This window comes from Streptomyces avidinii, from assembly GCF_014650695.1.
Classification (GTDB): domain Bacteria; phylum Actinomycetota; class Actinomycetes; order Streptomycetales; family Streptomycetaceae; genus Streptomyces; species Streptomyces avidinii.
Map to the genome: position 1 here is coordinate 315,934 of NZ_BMVL01000001.1, position 20,856 is coordinate 336,789.

General features: G+C 73.1%; 17 protein-coding genes. 9 read left to right on the plus strand and 8 right to left on the minus strand.

Translation table 11 applies throughout. The features are described 5' to 3' along the window. Positions 1–10 precede the first annotated feature (10 nt). Positions 11–625: a winged helix-turn-helix domain-containing protein gene (locus IE257_RS01465; protein ID WP_189963702.1), complete on the plus strand. Its 615-nt coding sequence runs from the start codon at positions 11–13 to the stop codon at positions 623–625. A gap of 112 nt (positions 626–737) precedes the next feature. Here IE257_RS01465 and IE257_RS01470 read toward each other — a convergent pair whose 3' ends face one another. Together IE257_RS01470 and IE257_RS01475 are read right to left on the minus strand one after the other, a co-directional pair. Beyond that, positions 738–2,192 carry a PepSY-associated TM helix domain-containing protein gene (locus tag IE257_RS01470; protein ID WP_189963704.1) on the minus strand — a complete coding sequence of 485 codons (1,455 nt, stop codon included), beginning with the start codon at positions 2,190–2,192 and terminating at the stop codon, positions 738–740. 63 nt (positions 2,193–2,255) lie between these two features. Beyond that, the gene (locus IE257_RS01475; protein ID WP_229920049.1) at positions 2,256–2,951 is read right to left on the minus strand and encodes a hypothetical protein; all 696 of its coding nucleotides are present in this window, start codon (positions 2,949–2,951) and stop codon (positions 2,256–2,258) included. Between the two features lie 84 nt (positions 2,952–3,035). On the opposite strand from IE257_RS01475, the gene IE257_RS01480 reads away from it, so the two are divergent. The 3 genes from IE257_RS01480 (at position 3,036) to IE257_RS01490 (ending at position 6,488) form a co-directional block, all read left to right on the plus strand. Beyond that, entirely contained in the window at positions 3,036–3,623 is a 588-nt protein-coding gene (locus IE257_RS01480; protein WP_229920050.1) for a rhomboid-like protein, read from the plus strand. 38 nt (positions 3,624–3,661) lie between these two features. Next, complete coding sequence (locus IE257_RS01485; RefSeq protein WP_189963706.1) at positions 3,662–4,456, plus strand: tyrosine-protein phosphatase; 795 nt, start codon at positions 3,662–3,664, stop codon at positions 4,454–4,456. 91 nt (positions 4,457–4,547) lie between these two features. Next, positions 4,548–6,488 (plus strand): hypothetical protein, encoded by a 1,941-nt coding sequence (locus IE257_RS01490; RefSeq protein ID WP_189963709.1) that lies wholly within the window; start codon positions 4,548–4,550, stop codon positions 6,486–6,488. Between the two features lie 66 nt (positions 6,489–6,554). On the opposite strand, the gene IE257_RS01495 is transcribed toward IE257_RS01490, so the two are convergent. The 5 genes from IE257_RS01495 to IE257_RS01515 all read right to left on the minus strand — a co-directional run bounded on the left by IE257_RS01495 (position 6,555) and on the right by IE257_RS01515 (position 10,438). After that, positions 6,555–7,544 carry a hypothetical protein gene (locus IE257_RS01495; RefSeq protein WP_189963711.1) on the minus strand — a complete coding sequence of 330 codons (990 nt, stop codon included), beginning with the start codon at positions 7,542–7,544 and terminating at the stop codon, positions 6,555–6,557. Further along, positions 7,544–8,545, minus strand: coding sequence for a hypothetical protein (locus IE257_RS01500; RefSeq protein ID WP_229920052.1), 1,002 nt, complete (start codon positions 8,543–8,545; stop codon positions 7,544–7,546). The genes IE257_RS01495 and IE257_RS01500 overlap by 1 nt, the downstream gene beginning before the upstream one ends. Next, complete coding sequence (locus IE257_RS01505) at positions 8,535–9,545, minus strand: ABC transporter ATP-binding protein (protein ID WP_229920053.1); 1,011 nt, start codon at positions 9,543–9,545, stop codon at positions 8,535–8,537. Before IE257_RS01505 ends, IE257_RS01500 begins: the two co-directional genes overlap by 11 nt. Positions 9,546–9,547: 2 nt before the next feature. Further along, complete coding sequence (locus tag IE257_RS01510) at positions 9,548–10,081, minus strand: septum formation family protein (RefSeq protein WP_189963713.1); 534 nt, start codon at positions 10,079–10,081, stop codon at positions 9,548–9,550. A 93-nt stretch (positions 10,082–10,174) separates the two neighbouring features. Continuing rightward, positions 10,175–10,438, minus strand: a complete 264-nt coding sequence (locus IE257_RS01515; protein WP_189963715.1) for a hypothetical protein — start codon at positions 10,436–10,438, stop codon at positions 10,175–10,177. A gap of 145 nt (positions 10,439–10,583) precedes the next feature. Here IE257_RS01515 and IE257_RS01520 point away from each other — a divergent pair, with 145 nt between their 5' ends. The 5 genes from IE257_RS01520 to IE257_RS01540 all read left to right on the plus strand — a co-directional run bounded on the left by IE257_RS01520 (position 10,584) and on the right by IE257_RS01540 (position 15,435). Further along, complete coding sequence (locus IE257_RS01520) at positions 10,584–12,008, plus strand: hypothetical protein (RefSeq protein ID WP_189963717.1); 1,425 nt, start codon at positions 10,584–10,586, stop codon at positions 12,006–12,008. A gap of 116 nt (positions 12,009–12,124) precedes the next feature. Then, positions 12,125–13,021, plus strand: coding sequence for a metal-dependent hydrolase (locus tag IE257_RS01525; RefSeq protein ID WP_189963718.1), 897 nt, complete (start codon positions 12,125–12,127; stop codon positions 13,019–13,021). Further along, complete coding sequence (locus tag IE257_RS01530) at positions 13,018–14,064, plus strand: PDR/VanB family oxidoreductase (RefSeq protein WP_189963720.1); 1,047 nt, start codon at positions 13,018–13,020, stop codon at positions 14,062–14,064. Before IE257_RS01525 ends, IE257_RS01530 begins: the two co-directional genes overlap by 4 nt. A gap of 39 nt (positions 14,065–14,103) precedes the next feature. Then, positions 14,104–14,856 (plus strand): TetR/AcrR family transcriptional regulator, encoded by a 753-nt coding sequence (locus tag IE257_RS01535; RefSeq protein WP_189963722.1) that lies wholly within the window; start codon positions 14,104–14,106, stop codon positions 14,854–14,856. Positions 14,857–14,898: 42 nt separating this feature from the next. Further along, on the plus strand, positions 14,899–15,435 hold the full coding sequence (locus tag IE257_RS01540) for a GNAT family N-acetyltransferase (protein WP_052876246.1): 537 nt from the start codon (positions 14,899–14,901) through the stop codon (positions 15,433–15,435). Here IE257_RS01540 and pulA read toward each other — a convergent pair. Then, complete coding sequence (gene pulA, locus IE257_RS01545; protein WP_229920054.1) at positions 15,422–20,791, minus strand: pullulanase-type alpha-1,6-glucosidase; 5,370 nt, start codon at positions 20,789–20,791, stop codon at positions 15,422–15,424. The genes IE257_RS01540 and pulA overlap by 14 nt on opposite strands. Positions 20,792–20,856: the final 65 nt, after the last annotated feature.

The following is a 20,856-nucleotide window of genomic DNA, read 5'->3' on the forward strand; positions in this document are numbered from 1 at the left end:
CTGACCACTCATGGCGAACACCCGCTCCCTCTCCTCCGCCGCCTCCGCTGCGACCGCTTCCCTGACCTATCCGCCCGGTCCGCGCCACCGGCTCCGTTCCGTTGACCGAGACGAAGTGGCCCGGGTCGTGGACCTCCTGCCGCCGGGAGCCACCTGGCTGCCCGCGCCGCAGCACACCCTCCCGGCGCTGCCGGGCCAGCCTCCGATGATCGGCTACCTGGTCCTCGTACCGGCCGACCAGCAGCCGCCGGTCGCCTTCGCCCCGCAGGCCGTGGCCGCCGCCGTCCAGGCGGCTCCCGTCGGCCGGGTCGCGGACCGGGCCCCGGTCGCGGCCGGGGCGGGTGACGGCCTGGTCCGCATCGACCCGGCGCAGCGCACCGCCGAGGTCGACGGCCGGGTGCTCGACCTGACGTACCTGGAGTTCGAGCTGCTGGCCCACCTCGTGCAGCACCCGCACCGGGTGCACAGCCGGGACCAGCTGGTCAACACGGTCTGGGGCTACGGCCACGTCGGCGACGGTCGGACCGTGGACGTCCACATCGCCCGGCTGCGCCGCAAGCTGGGCACGTCCCACCGCTCCGCCATCCGGACGGTGCGCCGGGTCGGTTACAAGTACGCCCCCTGAGCGGCCCGTTGACCCGATACGACGGTGGGCCCGTACTCCCTCGGGGAGTACGGGCCCACCGCGTGCGTGCGTTCAGCGCCTACCGGCTACCGGCACCCGCAACCGGCACCGGCTACGCCGCCGCGGCCCGGCGGCGGCCCGCGACGAAGCCCAGCAGGACGTCGGCCGCGAGGAAGACGACCAGGCTGATCCCGAGCAGCGGAATGAACCAGCCGATCACGGCGGTCACCGCGGCCAGCGGCAGCAGTACGGTCACCGGGAGCCTGCGCCAGGCGCCGCGCGGCTGGGCCCGGCCGACGGACAGCCGGCGTTCCTTGGTCGGCCGGCGCAGCCACCACATCCGGTAGCCCCAGAAGACGAGGAACATCACGGCGAGGGCGAGCGCGGCCAGTGCGAGCTGGTTGACGAGCCCGAAGGTCGTGCCCATGTGGAGGTCGATGCCGAAGCGGGTCATCTTGGCGAGCAGCGGGTAGTCCGCGAAGCGCAGTTCGTCCATGACCCGGGCGTCCGCGGGGTCGACGGAGGCCGCGTCCAGGTGCACCGGCACCAGCTTGTCCTGCTCCTTGACGACGTACCCCTTGCCCTTGGCGGGCAGGGTCACGCGGAGCGCCTCGGTGACCCCGGCGGCGCGGGCGGCGTCCACGGCCCGGTCGATGCCGACGTCGGTGGTGGGTGCGGGCGGCGGGGCCATCGGGGTGCCGTCGGGATTGGTGTGCCCGGCGTGCTCGTCGGAGCCGGAGTCCGCGCCGGCGGTCAGGTTGGCGGAGACGGCGGGGGTGGCCCCGCCGAGGCCGTCCTGGAGCTGCCCGATGTTCTCGCCGGCGTACTTCGACCAGGTCAGGCCGGTGGCGGAGAGTACGACGAGTCCGGCGACGGCCCACAGGCCGACGGTTCCGTGCCAGGAGAGGGTGCGGCGGCGGCCGGTGGCCTTGCGGTCCGGGAGGACCAGCTGCGACCTGCGCTTGCGGCGCCGGCCGAGCCACAGGGCGAGCCCGCCGAGCGCGACCACCCACATCCAGCTGGCGGCGAGCTCGCTGTAGTTCCGGCCGAACTCGCCGAGCTGGAGGCTGGAGTGGAACTCGCTCAGCCAGGCCCGCAACGGCAGCGCGTCGCCGACGGTGGCGAGCTGTCCGCGCACCTCGGCCGTATACGGGTCGACGAAGACGGTGAGGGTTTCGCCCTCGGGGAGACCCCGGCTCTCCATGATCACCCGGGTGGTGGCCTCGGTGTCGGGGGCGGGCCACACGGACACGACCTCGCCCTCGGGGGCCGCGCCCTTGGCCGCGTCGACCTGGGCGCTGAGCGGCAGGACGCTGTCGCCGACGCGGGCGACGGTCAGTTCGTCGGAGTAGATGATCGCCTCGGCCTGCCAGGAGGCGGCGTAGAGCAGCCCGGTGGCGGCGGCGAGGAAGAGCAGCGGGGCGATGAGCAGGCCGGCGTAGAAGTGCAGGCGCAGGAGCAGCGGCCGTACGGCTGCCCAGTTGCCGCCGCGGTCCGTGGCCTTCTCGGCCGGTTCGGCCGGTTCGGCGTCCTGGGTGCGGACGTCTTGAACCTCGTCAAGAGACATGGGGATCCTAGGTGTTGGCGAAGACATGGGGAGTGGGCCCCAGGTCTCGCCGCGACGCCGGGATCAGGCGTGGGCGGGTCGGCCGGGGGCCGTGGCGCGTGGGAGCGGGAGGCGTCCGGGTGGCCCGCGGCGCACCACGGCGTGGGCGAGCACGGCTCCGCGCAGGCGGCGCGGCCGTTCGTACGGGGTGGGGTGGACGGGCGGGGCCGGTACGGCGGCCGCCCGGGTCCGGACCAGGGCGAGCGCGCGGGCGAGCGGCCGGGCCGCGTGCAGCGCGGCGGTGGCCAGGACGCGGGCCAGGCGGAAGACTGCGGCCTCGCCGCGCGCGAGCCAGGCGGCGCAGAGCAGCCCGGCGAGCACGTGCGCGGCGATCATGCCGGCGCCGCCGTGTCCGGCCGTGCCTGCCATGCCCGCCAGGTCGGCCGTGCCGGGGGCCTCGGCGGCCATGGCGCCCGCGTCCGCGGCGGGCATGTGGTGGTGCCCGTACACCGGGGCGGTGACGGGGGCGGCCGGGTGCTTCGCGGCCGCCCCGCTCCCCGAGAAGACGAGGTGCAGCACGCCCTGGACACCGAGCACCGCGGTGGTGATGCCCAGGGGGCCCCGGCGCCGCCCGGCGGCGAGCCAGGCGAGCCCGGAGGTCACCCCGAAAGCACCCAGAAGGCCGAAGAGGGGTAGGTCCGTGCCGGACATGTACGAATGACCCACCGCGCCCAGGGCAACACACATGGCCGCGAAGGTCGCGGCTCGCGTGGCGCGCATCGGCGCGAATGATTCGAACATGGCCGGGACATGTTCGCACGGGCCCCCTCGGGTTCCGCCAGAGGCTTATCCGATCATGAGTGGATGAACCCAATTCCATGGGGAGCGGTGTACGCCGGTGGGGTCCAGCTCGGGGCGTACGCACTGGAGCGCTCCGGACCGGCCGAGCGGGAGCGCCTGCTCCGCGACTGCTCCACAAATGTCGACAATCTTGCCGCCGGGCGCTGGGAGACGCTGCTGAGCAGCGCCCTCGTCGTCGAGGAGCCGATGCCCCTGCCCTACGCACTGCTGCTGGTCGCGGTGCTCGGCTACGCCGAATACGCGTACGGGGCCTGGTGGGCGGCTGCGGTGTTCCTGTTCGGGCACGCCACGGCGACCCTCATCGTGTACGGGGCCCTGCGCAGGACGGCCGATGCGGGCACCCGGCGCGCGCTGGACGTGGGGACGAGCTACGGGTTCAACGCGGTGCTCGGCGCCCTCACCTCGGCCCTGCCGCGCGGGCCGGTCCGCACGGCCGCCCGGGTGGGGCTGCTGGCCCTGGCGGCAGCGCCGGTGGTCCGGCGCGGCCGGACCTTCACGGACGTGGGGCACCTGGCCGCGCTCGGGATGGGCGTCGGGGTCTCGCTGGCCCTCGATTGTCTTTCCGGGATGAAACATCCGAAAATTACATGAACCGACCATCACCGTATGACCTCGCTGGAGCCGCCACGATGACCGCCACCCCGTCCACCACCGTCGCCAACCTCCGCGACCTCGGCGGCACCCCGCTCCCCGGCGGCCGCACCGTCCGGCCCGGCCTGGTCCTGCGCTCCGGCCAGCTCGACCGGCTCGACCTCGATGCCGACCCGGTGGTGGCCGCGCTCGGCCTGCGTACCGTCATCGACTTCCGGACCGACACCGAGCGCACCGACCACCCCGACCGGATACCCGCCGGGGCACGGCTCCTGATCGGCGACGTCCTCGCCGACAAGCTGAACTCCGCCAGGATGCCCGCCGCGGTGCAGCTCAAGGACCTGCTGTCCGACCCGGCCGTGGCCGAGGAGCACCTGGGCGGCGGCCGGGTGCAGGCGCTCTTCGCCGACACCTACCGGTCCTTCGTGAACACCGGCTCGGCGCAGGCCGCGTACCGGATGCTGCTCACCGAGGCCGCCGCCGCCGACGCGGGCCCGCTGCTGTTCCACTGCACGGCCGGCAAGGACCGTACCGGTTGGGGCGCGACGATCGTGCTGGCACTCCTCGGCGCGGACGACGACACGCTGATGGCCGAGTACCTGTCCGTCAATCCGGCGGTCAAGCAGGCCTTCGCCCCGATGATCGAGGGTTTCACGGCGGCGGGCGGCGACCCGGACATCGCGCTCGCGCTGATCGGGGTCTTCCCCTTCTACCTGCAGGCGGCGCTGGACGAGGTCGAGACGCGGTACGGCTCCATGGAGAAGTACGTGCGCGAGGGGCTCGGCGTCTCCGACGAGACGGTCGAGGCGCTGCGCGCCCGTCTGGTGGCCTGACCCCGGCCCGCGACCGGCTCCGCACCGGCGACCGGCGACCGGGGAACCGGGGAACCGGTGACCATCCGACGATTCGCTCGTTCTGCTGAACGTGACTGCGCCGGATACCGCCACCCGCCCCATCCCTCCCGTGTCTCCCGTGCCGCCGGACGTCGAGCAGGCCGAAGCCGCCATCGTCGAGCACTACCCCCGGCTGGTGCGGCTCGCCTATCTGGTGCTGCCGCCCGCACTCGGCCGCAACCGGCGGGTGCTCACCGCCCACTCGCTGGTCCAGCGGGCACTGCCGCGGGGGCGGCGGGACGCGGGGGCTGCCGCGGCCGCCGTGCAGGGCGGGGTGCCGGGGCAGCGGGGCGGCGCGGACGACTCCGGGTACGGCTACGTCCGGCTGCGGGTGCTGCGAGCCGCCCTGGAGGCGGGGCTCCCGCTGACCTTCCGGGCGCTGCCCCGGCGGGCGCAGCTCCCGCCGGTGCTCCCCCAGGTGTGGGGGCTGCGGCTGTTCCCGCGCTCGGGCGGGGCCGAGGAGCTCGCCCTCGACCAGTGGCTGGCCACCCTCGACGGGCCGGGGCGGGCCGCCTGCGTCCTGCGGGCGCTGGAGCGGCTGCCCGAACCGGAGGTGCTCCGGGTGCTCGACGACGCCGGGGTCCCGGATCCGGCCGCCGCGGTCCGGGAGTCCGGGGATCCGGCGAACGACGCCCTGTTCACCTCCCCCGAGTTCGACCCGTGCGTGCTCCAGGCCCGGCCCACCGACCTGCTGCGGCGGCGCCGCCTCGGGCGGGCCGCGCTGGCCGCCGGGGCCGCCCTCGCGATCTGCGGGGCGCTGCTCGCGCTGCCGGGCGGGGGCTGGGGCTCGGACGGGGCCGCCGCCCCGCTGTACGCGCGCAACGCCGTGGCCGAGCAGGCCCTGGATCCCGGGAAGCTGGTCCGGGCCGCGCCCACCCTCTGGCACACCTCCTCCCGTACGGACTTCTCCACCTGGCCCGCCCGCGGCGACCGCGCCGCCGACACGGAGCTGCTGCGCAGGGCGCTGGCCGTCTGGGCCCGGCCCGGTCCGTCGGTGGTCACCTCGGCGACTCCGGGCACGCCCGCGGGGCCGCCGATGGGACCGGCGCAGCTGCTGTTCGCGGGCGCCGTGGACCAGGCCGTCGTGGTCCTGATGTACGACGGCCTGCGCGTGGTCCGCTATGCCGAACCGCGGACCGGGACCGCGGGCGCCGCGCTCGACTTCGCCCGCACGGACGGCGCCTCGGCGGACACCGCGACCGCGCTGGTGCTCAGCCGGGTCGACGGCAACGTCCGCTATCTCACCGCGCCCTGGGTGACCGGCGCCGCGCTGCGGGACCTGCTCAAGCCGGCCGTCCCGGCGGTGGTGCTGAAGTCGGCCCCGGACGGGGTGACGCCGCCGGTGGCGAGCCCCGCTCCGGCGGGCAGCTGCACGGGCTGGAACGCGCTGGCCCTGACGGGCGACGGCGCCACCCGGCTGATCACCGACCTCGGTGAACTGACCCCGGCCCGGCTGACGTCGGGCGCGCCGGGCGCGGAGCGCGATGTGACGGAGGCCGCCGAGCTCGGGGACTGGGCGCGGATCGCCTGCCTGCTGCCCGCGGTCCGCTCGCACGGGGTGCGTACGGTCAACGCCTGGACGTACGCGAAGCAGCCGCTGCCGGAGGGCGACGGGACGGCGGCCTGGCTCTGCACGCGGGCCGAGACCTGGCAGGGCGCGGCGGACCGGGTGCAGGCGCAGTTCCTGGCCCCGGGTGCCCCGATGGCGGCGCAGGCGGCCCGGTCGGAGGGGTCCGCGGCGTGCGGACCGCGCGAGCCGCGGGTGCTGGCGGGCGTGCTGTGGAAGTCGCGGGCCGGCCAGTGGTACGTACTGGCGGCGGGCAGTGCGCAGTTCGCCTCGCTCTCGGTGTCGGGCGGCGGGGTGAGCGGTTCGGCGAACGGCAACCGGCTGGCGGTGAAGGCGCAGGCGGGTGCCCAGGTGGACCTGTCGGGCAAGCTGACGGACGGGACCAAGGCGGGCGTGCTGCGGTAGCAGCCCCGGGGTGCACCCGATGCACCCCGGCCGCGTGCCTCCCGGCCTCCCGGCCCCCCGGTCGGCTCAGCCGATGTCGGTGCGGGTGAACCGCCACAGGGCGGCCGCGGCGACGGGGAGGAGATAGCAGGCCAGTGCCAGGAAGGCGTGGGTCGCGGGGGTTCCTTCGCGCATCGCGGCACAGGCGATCTCACCGACGCACTCGGTCTTGTCGTTGAGCATCAGGAGCCGTTCGTTGAGGACGGCGAAGGTGATGCCGGAGAAGTGGTACTCCGTCAGTGAGGGGACGTAGTCCCGCACGAGCCGTTCGGCGACGACGAGGTAGGCCAATGCGATCCCGAACGCCACGGTCAGACTGCGGGTCAACATGGCCAGGCTGTAGCCGAGCAGGGCCACCAGGGCGATGAGGAGGGCGCCTCTGAGCACGATGGTGGTCAGTACGGTCCAGAAGTGCGCGTCGGCGTCGGCCGTCGTGCCCCGCAGGTGGGCGGTGACCAGGAGCAGCGGGATCAGGACGATCGAGGTGGCCAGGGCGGTCGCCGCGGCGACGGCGGCAACGAGAACACCGCGGGTGACGAACAGACGGGCCCGGCGGGGCTCGGCCGCGACCAGGTTGAGGATGACCCGGGAGGCCCAGTCCGTTCCTCCGCTGACGAGGCCGAAGGCCAGGGCGGCCACCGCGACCCCGGACAGTACGGTCCGCAGGTCCACGAACGACGCCTTGGTCAGCTGGTAGCGCGGATCGTCGAAGAAGTACTGCGCCGACAGCGGCCCGGCGGTGCCCGGCCGCCGGGCCGCCTCCTCGGTGTACTGGCCGTAGGCCGCCTCCGCCTCGCGCCACGCGGTGGCCATGTCCGTGTTGTGGCCGAGGTACGCGGCGAGCGCGAACGCGCCGAGGAGCAGCGGCAGGGCGTACAGGGCCCGGCGCACTGGCTTGGGGCTGAGGATCCTGCGCAGTTCGGAGCGGGCGAGCCGGCGCAGGGACAGGGGGCTGGAACGGTCCGCATGCGGGCCGGGGGCCGCGGGACCGGCCGGGCGTGCGGCTGCCGTCGTCATCAGGTGATGTCCGTTCGGGTGAAGCGCCACAGGGCCACCAGCAGCACCGGTACGAGATAGATCAGCACGCCGAGGAACCCGTCCGCGGCGGTGAGGTCGACGTGGACGGCCTCGCAGCCGGGGCCGGCGATGCAGTCGGACTGGGCCAAGGGGATGACGGGCTTCTCGTTGAGCACGGCGAAGACCAGCCCGTCCATGGCGTACTCGGCGCCCCGCGGCCCCCGGCCGGCGAAGATCTGGTCCGAACCGGCCAGGTAGAGGAACCCGATGGCGAGGGCGACGGACGCCTTGCGCGTCAGCATGGCCAGCGCGTGGCCGAGCAGGCAGAGCAGTCCCACCAGGAGCACGCCCCGCGCGTACTGGCTGGCGAGGGCGGCCCAGTAGACGCCGTCGAGGCCGGCTGCGCTCCCTCGGGTGAACGCCGCGAGCAGGAGCAGGGGAAGGAGGAGCAGTCCGGCGGCCGCGGTCGCGGCCATCGACAGGGCGGCGACGAGCAGGGCCCGGGTGGCGAAGAGCCTGAACCGGCGCGGCTCGGCCGCTGCGAGGGTGAGCATGACGCGCGAGGACCAGTCGGCTCCGCCGGCGACCATGCCGAAGACCACGGCCGCGGCGGCCAGGGCGGTGTCGACCGTGCGCAGGTCGCCGAAGGACAGGGTCTCCATGAGGTAGCGCGGGTCGCGGAAGTAGTTCCTCGCGGTGAGGCCGGAGCCGACGGGCAGCCCGTGGGTCTGGGCGTCGGCGAGGTAGGCGGCGTACCGTTCCTCGGCCGAGCGCCAGGCGGTGGCGGTGTCACGGTCGTGGAGCAGCAGCTTGGAGAGGCCGAACGCGATGATCGCCAGGGGCAGGCCGATCCCGGCGTACCGCATGGCGCGCGGCGCCCTCAGGCGCAGCAGTTCGGCCCGGGCGAGCCGGCGCCAGGGAAGCGGCTCGCCGTCCGCACCGGCCGGGGACAGTGACGGGGACGGTGACGGCGGCGGGGCGACGGCCCGGTCACGTGCCATGCCGCGGCTCCTGGCGCGCCGTGGCCGTGGCCGCGTCCGCCGCGCGGACGGCGGCGACGTAGATGTCCTCCAGCGACGCCGACTCGACGACCAGTTCGCGCGGGTAGACGTCCCGCTCGGTGAGCAGTCTGAGGACGTCCGAACCGTCGGAAGGGGTCGGGCGGGTGGCGGGCGGCTCGACCTGGAGCTCGGCGCCGGCGGGACCGAAGGCCGGGACGGCCGTGTACCCGTGGTCCGTCAGGACGGACCGGGCGGTCACCGCGTCGTGGACCCGTACGACCAGGCGTGACGTGCCCCGGGCGAGCAGTTCGGGAACGCTCGCGTCGCAGATCACCCGACCGTTTCGGACGATCGTCACCCAATCGCTGACGAGTTCCACCTCGGAGAGGATGTGCGAGGAGACGACGACGGTCATGCCCCGCTCGTCGCGCAGCCGCTTCAGCAGCTCGCGCATGTGCCGGACGGCCTCGGGGTCCAGGCCGTTCATCGGTTCGTCCAGGACCAGGAGGTCGGGGCGGGAGATCAGCGCGGCCGCGACCCCGAGCCGCTGCTTCATTCCGAGCGAGTATCCGGAGTACGAGCGGTGGGCGGCCCCGTCCAGGCCGACCAGTTCGAGCACGTCGGCGACCTCGTCGCGGCGGGCGCCGTGCAGTTCGCCGAGGAGGCGCAGGTTGTGTTCGCCGGTGAGCGAGCCGGTGAAGGCCGGGCCCTCGATGAGGGCTCCCATCCGGCGGGCGACGAACCGCTGGTCGGCCGGCAGTTCCCGGCCGAAGGCGGTGATCGTTCCCCGGTCGGGGCGGGCGAGGCCGAGAAGCGCCTTGAGCGCCGTGGTCTTGCCCGATCCGTTGGGTCCCAGCAGTCCGACGACGGCGCCGGTCGGGACGGACATGGAGAAGCCGTCGAGGGCGACCTGGCGCCGTCCGCGCGAGGTCCGGAACGACTTGAAGACCTGGTCGAAGCGGACCAGGATCTCCGGCGCACCGCCCTCGGTCCCGGTCACGCTCACCCCTGGCCGCCGGACTCGGCGAGGGTTCCGGACCTGGGGGCGGCGTAGGCGATTCCGCAGTGTCCGAGGCGGTTGCCGGCTTCCCAGGACTTCTTGTTCATGGGGGCCAGGTAGAGGCTGATGAGCTCGCCGCGTCGAGAGCCGATCATCGGTGCGAGCTTCGGCTCGCAGGCGGTGCGCATGCGGTCCATCACGCCGCGGTCGCCGGGGAACCGGGCGGCTGCGTCGTCCGGCAGCGTCACCTGGGAGACGACCTCGAAGAAGTGCGGGGTCCCGCAGTCCACGGTGCCGACGGTCTGGTCGGACTGCACGTCGCCCCGGTGGTTGGAACACATGCCGGCCTTCAGGTCCTTGAACGCGACCGGGGTGCCCTGGGGCAGGTCCTTGAAGGGGTCCGCCGGCGGCGGACCGGAGTGCTGCCCGGCGTCCGGGGTGGACCCGGCGGGCTTGTCCGAGGTGGTGGCGCAGCCTGCCAGCGTCAGGACGCCGAGGACCGCCGTCGCCAGTAAGAGAGTGGGGGATCGACGCATGCTTGGCTCGCCTTCGGTCGTGCCGGAACCCACCGCCCCCTGCGCATGGGATTGCTTCTGCACAGGAGACAGCGGGTCAGTCAACAAACGGAATCAGCAGGCGCGCGTACCGTAGTCCGAGTCCTTCGTGTCGCCATCATCCCCGCCGTTGTTGTCGGCGTACCAGTCCACCAGGCCGTTGGCGTAGGCGCCGACGTAGTGGTTTCCGGTGCGGTGGCTGTGGCCGGAGGCCCAACTACCGGGCTCCGCACCGGGGTTGCCGTTGATGTAGACCGTGCCCCAGTCGCACCGGGTGTCGGCCTGAGCCACCGTTGCGCCTCCGCCGACCATCACCAGGCCGCCCAGCGGCCGCTCCATGGGCTGATGAAGATTCAACTTACTGCACACGTAGGACAGTTGGCGGGATCCGGACATGACGGTCGCGGGGGACACATGACATGATCGGGTTCCGGTTACCAGGTGGTAACCCCAACACCCCTCCCCCACCCGAAAGTCACCCCACGTGCGCACGCTCGCCCGACGAGTCCTCATACCCGGCCTGACCGCCCTCGCCCTGGCCGCCACCGGCTGCTCCTCGACCCCCCACGCCGGCGCCGCCGACCCGGCCGCCCCCGCCACCCTCAGCCCCTCCGCCGACGGCACCTCGCAACAGCTCGACGTGGCCGCAGCCCCGCAGGGGACGCCGACTCCCGCGGCCGTGGCCCGCGCCGACGGCAAGGGCAGGACCGAGAAGTCCGCCCTGAAGGTCGCCTCCTACGACAAGGCCAGCGGCCGGGCCGTGATCGCCAAGGCCCCTCAGGGATCCGGCAGTTCGCCCGCGCCCGGCAAGTCGCCGAGCAAGGCGCCGGGCGCGTCGCCCGAGGCCGACAAGCCCGTCGCGGTCGGCGACGTCATCGCCAGCGCACCGGCTCCCGGCGCCCCGGCGGGGCTGCTCGCCAAGGTCACCGAGGTCGTCGGCAAGACCGACAAGGGCACCGAGGTCAAGACCGCGTCCACCACCCTCGCCGCCGTCCTGGGTGACGACAAGGCCGACGGCAAGGTCCCCGTCGACCCGTCGGCGGTCACCGTCGAGCCCCTGATGAAGGGCGTCACCTTCTCCTGGGCCAAGGGCCAGGGCCTGACCTTCGGCCCCGAGGGCGCGAAGCTCCCCCTCGGCAACCTGCGGCTCGACGTGAACGCCGCCGTCGACACCGCCCCGGGCGCCCCCGCCTCGGCCGGCGCCTCGGTGTCCGGCTTCGTCCAGCTCGCCCCGCAGGTCGAGTTCGCCTACGACGGCAGCCCGGGCGGCGGCGCCGGCCCGCGCGGCGCCTTCCTCGGCATGAGCGGCGACTGGTCCTCGCAGTGGAAGCTCCAGGGTCGTGCCGCCGCCAGCACCGGGGCGCCCAAGCGGATCCCCTTCGCCAAGCTGCACAGCTCGCCCGTCATCCAGGTGGGCCCGGTCCCGGTCGTCGTCAACCTCGACCTGACCTGCTACATCCAGGTGGAGGCCGACGGCAGCGTGACGTTGGAGGTCCAGCAGGACGTCAAGGGCGACTTCAAGATCGGCGGCAGCTACGCCGCGGGCAAGGGCTGGACCCCGGTGAGCGCCTCGAACGTGCAGAGCACACCGGTCCGGGCGAGCGTCACCGCCGCCGGCCGGGTCAAGGGCGCGCTCGGCGCCGAGGCCTCCGTCGGTCTCTACGGGGCCGTCGGCGTCACCGCGGACTTCGCCCCCTACCTGCGCGGCGAGGCCGACCTCAAGGCGACCGCGTCCAGTGACGGCAAGACCTCCGTGAACGGCGCCTGGGCGCTCTACGGCGGCTTCGACCTGAGCGGCAACCTCCAGCTCCAGCTGTCCCTGTTCGGCACGCCCCTCTTCGAGCGCCGCATCCCGCTGGGCACCCTCAACCGAGAGTGGGCCCTCTCGACCGGCCAGGTCGGGCGGTAGCCGGCGCGTCACCACTCCACCCACTGCCCGGGCGCGGATGCGCCCGGGCAGTGGCATGTCGGAGAAGTCCGCGCAGGGGTCTTCTCCTCCTCCTTACCCGTCAGTACATTGACGCCATGTCTAATACGCCGCTCGCGCCCGCCCCCGTGGCGTCGGAACACGTGGACCTGAGGCCCCGGAACGTGTCCTTCGGCTGGGAGGACACCCCGCTCCACTGGCTGCCCGGCGACCCCTTCGCCGGGCACATGATCAATGTGCTGCACCTGCTGCTCCCCGCCGGAGAGCGCTGGTTCGTACACGTCTACAAGCAGGTGCTCCCCTACATCGAGGACGAGCGGCTGCGGGAGGACGTGGTCGGCTTCATCGGCCAGGAGGCCATGCACGCCACCGCGCACGACGACGTGCTCCCCCACCTCAAGCGGCTGGGACTGGACCCCACCCCGTACACCGCGCAGGTGGACTGGCTGTTCGAGAAGCTGCTCGGCGACCGGACCCTGCCGCCCGGCCGGGCCCGCCACTGGTGGCTGATGGAACGGGTCGCGATGATCGCCGCGATCGAGCACTACACGGCCTTCCTCGGCGACTGGGTACTCAATGCCGACGCGCTCGACCGGCGCGGAGCCGACCCCACCATGCTGGACCTGCTGCGCTGGCACGGCGCGGAAGAGGTCGAGCACCGCTCGGTGGCCTTCGACCTCTTCATGCACGTGGACGGCAACTACCGCCGCCGCGCCCGGACCTGGGCGACCGCCTTCTCCGCGCTGGTGTTCCTGTGGCAGCGCGGCGTGCGCTTCTTCATGGAGAACGACCCGCACCTGGTGGACGGCAGGGCCTCCTTCGGGCAGTTCTTCCTGGCCGGGCAGCAGGGGGTGCTCCCGTCGACCGGGGCCATGCTGAAGTCCATCCCGAAGTACCTCTCCCGCACCTACCACCCCTCGCAGGAGGGCTCGACGGCCCAGGCCGTCGCCTACCTCGCCGCCTCCCCGGGTGCGAACGGCGGGGTGCGGGCATGAGGCGCGCCCTCGCGGTCACGGCCGTCGCGGGCGCGGCCTGGGTGACCCGGCGCGCCCTGCGCCGCCGCATCGGCCGCTCCCCGCTCTGGCCGCTGCCGGCCCTGGAGACCCCGGTCTCGGGCCACTCCCCGCGCCGTGCGCTGCGCGCGCTGATCATCTCCCGTACGGAGCCGGCGCAGGGCGTGCTGCAACTGACCCTGGAGTCACCGGACCTCCCGGCGTGGAGCCCGGGCGCGCACGTGGACGTGACCCTGCCCTCGGGCCTCGTCCGCCAGTACTCGCTGTGCGGCGACCCGGCGGACGACGGCCGGTACACCATCGCGATCCGGCTCGTCGAGGACGGCCGGGGCGGCTCCCGCGAGGCGCACGCGCAGCTCGTCGAGGGGGCAGAACTGGAGCTGCGCCCGCCGCGCAACCGCTTCGAGCTGGTCCCGGCGGCCTCGTACGTCTTCGTCGCGGGCGGCATCGGCATCACGCCGATCCTGCCGATGCTGCGGGCCGCGACCGCGGCGGGCACCGACTGGACCCTCCTCTACGGGGGCCGCACCCTCGACTCGATGCCCTTCCTGGACGACCTCGCGCCGTACGGCGACCGGGTGTCGGTCCTCGCCGAGGACGAGACCGGCCTGCCCGACCTGGCCCCGGTGGCCGCGGCGGGACCCGGCACGCCGATCTACTGCTGCGGCCCGGAGCCGCTGATGGCGGCCGTCACCGCGGCCGCCGCGGATCCGGCGTCGGTGCACCTGGAACGGTTCGCCCCGGCGACGGAGCCCGGGCCGGGCCGGGCCTTCACGGTGGAACTGCGCCGCTCGGGGCGGGTCGTCGAGGTGGCGGCGGACGAGAGCACGCTGGCCGCCGTGCGCCGGGAGCTGCCGGACACCCCGTACTCCTGCGAGCAGGGTTTCTGCGGGACCTGCCAACACCGGGTGCTGGCGGGCGGGGTGGACCACCGCGACGAGCTGCTCACCGACCAGGAGCGCGAGGACTCGATGCTGCTGTGCGTCTCGCGCGCGCAGGGGGACCGCCTCGTCCTGGACCTCTGAGTCCCGGACCTGTGAACGCGCCCCAGTAGGGTGTTCCGCATGACAACCGGGGTGCGACGCAGAATGGGTGTCGAGGAGCGGCGGCAGCAGCTGATCGGGGTTGCCCTGGAGCTGTTCAGCCACCGCTCGCCCGACGATGTGTCGATCGACGAGATCGCGGCGGCCGCGGGGATATCCCGGCCGCTCGTCTACCACTACTTTCCGGGCAAGCTGAGCCTGTACGAGGCCGCGCTGCGGCGGGCCGCCGACGAGCTGGCGCTGCGGTTCGTGGAGCCGCGTGAAGGGCCGCTCGGGGCCCGGCTGCTGCGGGTGATGGGGCGGTTCTTCGATTTCGTGGACGACCACGGGCCGGGCTTCTCGGCGCTGATGCGCGGCGGTCCGGCCGTCGGCAGCAGCAGGACGAACGCGATGATCGGCGAGGTCCGGCAGGCGGCCTACGAGCAGATCCTCACGCACCTGGGGCTGGGGCTGGAGCACGTTCCCGCGCGGCTGGAGCTCGTGGTGCGGTCCTGGGTGTCGCTCGCCGAGTCCACCGCGCTGATCTGGCTGGACGGTCGGCGGATCCCGCGGGGCGAGCTGGAGTTGCAGCTGGTGCACGACTTCGCGGCGCTGGCCGCGGTGAGCGCCGCGTACGACGTGGAGATGGCGGGGATCCTCGTACGGATCCTGGCCGACGAGCCCGCCGACGGCCCCTTCGGGGAGCTGGTCGGGCGGCTGGTGTCGCTGGTGCCGGGCGAGGCACCGGCGGAGGCGGCGGGCGAGGCGCCGGCCGAGGTGGCGCAGCCGCGTTGATCGGGTGTGTGGCGGCCGCCCATGATCATCGATAATGCCCGCGTGATCATTGACGACGAGATCCTGTTCCGGCCGGCCGTGGAGAAGGACGCCGGCACGCTGGTGCAGCTGTACGACCAGGCTGCCCGGTGGATGCGCAAGCACGGGATCGATCAGTGGAAGCCCGGCGACAAGGACGCCGCGCACTTCCGGTCGAAGATGCGCGAGGGCGAGGTGTGGCTCGCCGCCGACGCCGACGGGCGCGTGTGCGGGGCCTACGAGTTGTGGTGGTCCGACGAGGACGCCTGGGGGGTCCAGCCGCCCGTGGCGGGCTACGTGCACCGGTTGATGGTGGCGCGCGAGGTGGCCCCCGCCGGGGCCGGGCGGCGCCTGCTCGAACATGCCGAGCGGCGGACCGCCCGGACCGGTCGGGAACGGGCGCGGCTGGACTGCGTCTCCACCAACCCCCGGTTGCTCGCGTACTACCGGGGTGCGGGCTACCGGGTGGTCGGGGAGCTCCCCAACAAGCAGGGGAAGGACGGCAGGACCTACGGGGTGATCCTGCTGGAGAAGCGGCTGGACCGGCTCAGCGCCGTGTGAAGACCGAGACGGTGCGGGCGGGGACGGTGAACTCTCCTGTCTTCGCGTCGTACGCGGACTGCTTGACGGTGGCGTCGGAGCCCGCGGCCTGCACGGGGTGCAGGCGGTGGGCGGCGCCGGCGAGGGCCGGGACGCGCTGGGTCTGCGCGGTGGGGGCCGCGTTGAAGACGACCACCAGGTCGCCCAGGGTCATGGTGATCACGCCCGGGGTCTCGTCCTTGCCCGAGAGGGGGAAGGCCAGCCGGGACTGGACGGCCTCGGCCGTGGTGAGGGCGAAGTCGGGCTCGGTGGTGCGGATCCTCAGCAGGTCGCGGTAGGCGGCCGAGGTGGCGTCGATGTCGGTGCAGGTGGGCGCCGGTCCCGTCAGGAGCGGCTTCGCGTAGGGCCACTTCGAGGCGTTGTCGGCGGCCGGGGGCAGGCCGCGGCCGAAGCCGTTGCCTCCTCTGCAGTCCCAGTGGATGGCGTTGAACCAGTCGCCGCTGTCGTAGGAGTTGCGGTCCAGGGACTTGGAGCGGAGCAGGTCGGTGCCCGCCTGGGAGAGGGCCGGGCCCTGGGAGAGGGTGGCCGTGGCCATCGCCAGGACCTGCATGCGGGCCTTGTCCGCGTTGCTGGTGGCCGGCGGGAGTTTGTAGGTCAGGGCGTCGGCGAGCGTCTCGTTGTCGTGGGCGTCGGCGTAGGCGAGGGCGTCGCCGGGGGCGGCCGCGTAGCCGGCCGGGGCGCCGTTGTAGTCCAGCTCGGAGCCCTTGATGCGGCGGCCGGTGGTGTCGGTGAAGGTGTACGGGGCGAGGTTGCCGGAGAGCCCGACCTTGATCAGGTCCTGGGCGTGCAGGAGGCGGGCCTTCTGCTGCTCGGGGGTGCCGTTGGCGGGCGAGGCGTTCGGGCTGGTGAACAGGCCGGACGCGAAGCCCTGGACGCGCGGGTCCTCGTCGAAGGGGCCGCCGCCGCGGACGGCGTCGCGGGCCCGGTCGGAGAAGGTGGCGATGCCGGTACCGGCCATGTTCTTCTGCGTGGCCTGCACGAAGCGGGCGTCGTCGGCGATCTCGCCGAAGTTCCAGCCCTCGCCGTAGAGCACGATCTTCTTGCCGTCGACGCCGTCCTTGGCGACGGTCAGGGCGTCGAGGGCCGTGCGGACGGCCAGGATGTTGGCCTTCGGGTGGTGGCCCATGAGGTCGAAGCGGAAGCCGTCGACCTTGTACTCCTTGGCCCAGGTGACGATCGAGTCGACGACCAGGCGCCCCATCATGGCGTTCTCGGGAGCGGTGTTGGCGCAGCAGGTGGAGGTGGCGACGCTGCCGTCGGCCAGCAGGCGCTGGTAGTAGCCGGGGACGATGCGGTCCAGGACCGACTTGTCCGACTGGCCCGCGGCGACGGTGTGGTTGTAGACCACGTCCATCACCGTGCGCAGTCCGGACCCGTTGAGGGACTGGACCATCCTGCGGAACTCGACCGTGCGGGCCGTGCCGTTGGGGTCACTGGCGTAGCTGCCCTCGGGGACGGTGTAGTGCAGCGGGTCGTAGCCCCAGTTGTACGCGTCCTTCGCGGCCGCGGCGGCCACGCACGCCTGCTGCTCCTGCGAGTCGGGGGCGTAGACCTTGAGGTCGCAGGCGGGCTCGGTGCGGTCGGCGGCCTTCTCCGGGATGGTGCCGATGTCGAAGGCCGGGAGCAGGTGGACGTACGAGGTCCCGGCGGCGGCCAGGTCGCGCAGGTGCCGCACGCCCGCCGAGGCGGTGTCGGTGAAGGCCAGGTACTGGCCGGGGTGGGTGCTGGTGCGGTCCGCCACGGAGAAGTCGCGGATGTGCAGCTCCTGGATCTGCGCGGAGGTGAAGGGGACGGGCGCGGGCTTGCGCAGGGTCTTCCAGCCGGGCGGGGCGAGCTTCGGGTCGGCCAGGTCGACGACCAGGCTGTGGACGGAGTCCGCGGTCAGCGCGGTGGAGTAGGGGTCGGTGACGAGGTTGCGGACCACCTGGCGGGTGCTCGGGGCCCAGACGGTGACGTCGTAGCGGTAGGGCTTGCCGGTCCAGGAGCGCTCGCCGCGCACCGACCAGACGCCGGTGGCGTCGTCGCGGCGCATGGCGACGGTGCGGCCGTCGAGTTCGAGGGAGACCTGCTGGGCGGTGGGGGCCCAGACGGAGAGGGTGGGGCGGCCGTCCTTGAAGACGGGGCCGAGGGAGGCGGTGGTCGTGTACAGGTCGTCGAGGACTCCGGCGAGCTGTACGCCGGTGGCGGCGAGGACCGCGCCGTTCGCGGCGCGGGCGCTCGCGACGAGCTGGCCGCGCAGGGCCTCGCGGACCCGGTCGCGGTCGCGCGGGTCGACGGGGTGGGCGCCGTATGCGGCCAGGTGCGGGAACTTCTGCTTCTGGGCTGCGGTCAGCTCGGTACGGGCTCCCAGGCGCAGCCACTGGGCGCGGCCGGTCAGGGTGCCGTTCTCGGCCTTGACGGCGCCGTCGCGGGAGGCGAGGAGCTGTACCGAGGCGGCTGCGGCGGGGGCGTTCCAGGCGAGGGTGTCGCGGTCGATCCAGACGGCCTGGGACTTGGTGAGGTCCAGGGCGGCGGCGGATCCGGCGGGCTGCGGCAGGAGGTACTGCTCCCGGCCGCCCAGCATCCACACCTCGTGACCGGTGGCCTTGAGGTCCAGGGACTGGTCGGTGGGCAGGTCCTTCTCGTCGCCCTTGTGGAGGATGTAGCTGAGGCTGGTGGCGCCGGCCGCGAGCGGAACCTCGTAGACCGCGCCGTAGGCGTCGGTGCGGGTGGGGAGCAGCGGCTTGGACCAGTCGGTGGGGGTCGCGGCTCCGGTCCAGACGTGCAGGCCCCAGCCGTCGTAGGCGCCGTCGGGGCGCTGGTAGTGCAGGACGGCCTTCGCCGTGTCCTGCGGCGGGTAGGCGGGACGGTCGGTGCGGGCAGGCTCCTTGCCCTGCTCCAGCCAGATCTCGCCGGTCTTCGTCACGTCGATGGTGCGGTCGGCGGCAACGTCCTTGGTGCCGTCCTTGTCGATGACGAGGTAGCCGACGGAGGAGGCGCCGGGCTTGAGCTTGACGTACGCGAAGGCGCCGTAGGCGTCGCGGCCGGTGAAGTCGTGTCCGGCGGGCCAGGGAGTGGCCTCTCCCTCGGCGAGGTCGCCCCAGGCGTAGAGGCGCCAGTTCGTGTAGTCGCCGTCGGGGCGGTTGTAGTGGACGACCGCGTAGTCGCGCTGGGTGGCGGTGGGGATCTCGGCGGGCGGGGCCTGGCCGGCGGCGGACTCGGCGAGGGCGCTCGCGGTGCGGCCGGCGGAGTCGACGACGACGGCCTTGTAGCGCAGGGCCGTGCCGGCCGGGGTCTTGGCGTCGACGTGCTGGGTGACCTTGTAGGGGGCGTGGTCGGCGGTGCCGAGGACCTCCCACTTGGCGTTGCCGGTCTGGGCGGCGAAGACGACCCGGTTCAGGCCGCCGCCGGACACCTCTGCCGTGATGTCCACGGTGCCGGTGGCACCGGGGGCGGGGGCCTTCAGCGTCAGGGCGGGCTCGGCGGCGGGCTTGGCGGCGGGGGTCACGGCCTGGAGGACGACGGAGCCGAGGGCGGGGACGGGCACGGTGAGCCTGCCGGCCGCCGAGGCGCGGATCAGCGCGGTGCCGCCGTGGAGGGTGCGGTACTGGGCGCCGGCCGGGGCGTCGATCTCGACGGTGCGGGATGCGGCGCCGTTGTTGGCGGCGACCAGGTATTCGGTGCGGGTCTTGGTGTCGGTGCGGGCGAAGGCGTAGACGGAGCCGTCGGAGAAACGTTCACTCTGCACGCCGTCCCGGAGGGCCGGGTGCGCCTTCGTCAGCTTCGAGAGAGCACTGATCTGCGCGTAGAGCGGGTGTCCCGGATCGTAGGCATCGCTCGCATGCGTGCGCACCGTTCCGAGCTGGTCGTCGTCCAGGTAATCGGCGACCTGCGAGGCGAACAGCGGCTGGCGGGCGTCCTTGTCGCCGCCCGCACCCGTGAAGCCCTGCTCGTCACCGGAGTAGATCACCGGGTTGCCCCGGGAGAAGAACATCAGCTCGTTGGCCAGCCGGAAGCGGTCCAGCAGCTCCTGCTCCCCCGCCTCCGGCCGGTCCTGCTTCAGGAAGGTCGCGAAGCGGCCCATGTCGTGGTTGCCGAGGAAGGTCACCTGCTCGTAGGCGTTGGCCTTCCCCGAGGTGTACCGGTAGTCGTCACCCAGTACGGAGGCCAGCCGGCCGGCTCCCGCGCCCTGGGAGGCGTATGCGCGGATCGCGTCCTGGAGCGGGAAGTCGAGGGTGGCGTCGAGCTTCCCGCGCGTCACGTACGGAGAGGTGACGGCGGTGTCGGCGGAATAGACCTCGCCGAACATGAAGAAGTCGTCGCGGCCGCGCTTCGCCGCGTAGGTGTCGAGGGCCGTCGCCCACTGCGTCCAGAACTCGGTGTCGACGTGCTTGACGGTGTCGATCCGGAAGCCGTCTATCCGGAAGTCCCGGACCCACTTCTCGTAGATCTTCTCCATCCCGCTGACCACCTCGGGACGCTCCGTCCACAGGTCGTCGAGGCCGAAGAAGTCACCCTGGTCGGAGGACTCGCCCGCGAAGGTCGAGTCCCCGCGGTTGTGGTACATCGTCGGGTCGTTGAGCCAGCCCGGCACCTTGAGGTTCTTCTTCGCGTCGGGCACGAAGGGCGTCCTCGGGAAGGACTCGCCGTCCACCTTCGGGAACTTCGCCTTCCCGTCGGCGGCCGCCTTTGATTCAGAAACAGTCTTGTCCTCGAACGGCACGCCGTCCTTCGTCAGATAGGGGAAGGCTCCCTTCGACAGGTACGAGTACGACGCCTCGCGGTAGTCCACGACATCGGCGGTGTGGTTGGTGATGACGTCGAAGAAGACCTTCATCCCCTTCCCGTGCGCCTTGTCGATCAGCCGCTCCAGATCGGCGTTGGTACCGAAATGCGGGTCGACCTGCGTGAAGTCGGTGATCCAGTAGCCGTGGTAGCCGGCGGAGACGTCCGCCCCCTTGCCCTGCACCGGCTGGTTCTTGAAGATCGGCGCCAGCCAGATGGCCGTGGTGCCGAGCCCCTTGATGTAGTCGAGCCGGTCGGTGAGCCCCTTGAGGTCGCCGCCCTGGTAGAAGCCCTTGTCCGTGGGGTCCAGGCCGGTCTCCAGACGCGAGCCGGTCAGCCCGCCCCGGTCGTTGCGCGGGTCGCCGTTCGCGAACCGGTCCGGGAGCACGAAGTAGAACTGCTCCCGGGTCAGGTCGTGCCGGGCCGGTTCGGCGGCCAGTTTCGCGTCGGAGGGCGGGGCGGGCGGCCCGGTCGTGGCGGCCGCGGCGGGAAGGGCGGGCAGGAGCGTCACGGCCAGGGCGGCGGCGAGCACTCCTGCGGCAGGGCGTATCAAGGCAGGTCTCCTTGTGTACGTGTCGCATGGATGAGGGCCGCCCGGCGTGGCGGGGATGATGGTGC

What these genes read in the sequence shown, in the direction of transcription:
- IE257_RS01465 (WP_189963702.1), top strand. Translation starts at nt 11, where the DNA reads ATGGCGAACACCCGCTCCCTCTCCTCCGCCGCCTCCGCTGCGACCGCT.
- IE257_RS01470 (WP_189963704.1), bottom strand. Translation starts at nt 2,192, where the DNA reads ATGTCTCTTGACGAGGTTCAAGACGTCCGCACCCAGGACGCCGAACCG.
- IE257_RS01475 (WP_229920049.1), bottom strand. Translation starts at nt 2,951, where the DNA reads ATGCGCGCCACGCGAGCCGCGACCTTCGCGGCCATGTGTGTTGCCCTG.
- IE257_RS01480 (WP_229920050.1), top strand. Translation starts at nt 3,036, where the DNA reads ATGAACCCAATTCCATGGGGAGCGGTGTACGCCGGTGGGGTCCAGCTC.
- IE257_RS01485 (WP_189963706.1), top strand. Translation starts at nt 3,662, where the DNA reads ATGACCGCCACCCCGTCCACCACCGTCGCCAACCTCCGCGACCTCGGC.
- IE257_RS01495 (WP_189963711.1), bottom strand. Translation starts at nt 7,544, where the DNA reads ATGACGACGGCAGCCGCACGCCCGGCCGGTCCCGCGGCCCCCGGCCCG.
- IE257_RS01500 (WP_229920052.1), bottom strand. Translation starts at nt 8,545, where the DNA reads ATGGCACGTGACCGGGCCGTCGCCCCGCCGCCGTCACCGTCCCCGTCA.
- IE257_RS01510 (WP_189963713.1), bottom strand. Translation starts at nt 10,081, where the DNA reads ATGCGTCGATCCCCCACTCTCTTACTGGCGACGGCGGTCCTCGGCGTC.
- IE257_RS01515 (WP_189963715.1), bottom strand. Translation starts at nt 10,438, where the DNA reads ATGGAGCGGCCGCTGGGCGGCCTGGTGATGGTCGGCGGAGGCGCAACG.
- IE257_RS01525 (WP_189963718.1), top strand. Translation starts at nt 12,125, where the DNA reads ATGTCTAATACGCCGCTCGCGCCCGCCCCCGTGGCGTCGGAACACGTG.
- IE257_RS01530 (WP_189963720.1), top strand. Translation starts at nt 13,018, where the DNA reads ATGAGGCGCGCCCTCGCGGTCACGGCCGTCGCGGGCGCGGCCTGGGTG.
- IE257_RS01535 (WP_189963722.1), top strand. Translation starts at nt 14,104, where the DNA reads ATGACAACCGGGGTGCGACGCAGAATGGGTGTCGAGGAGCGGCGGCAG.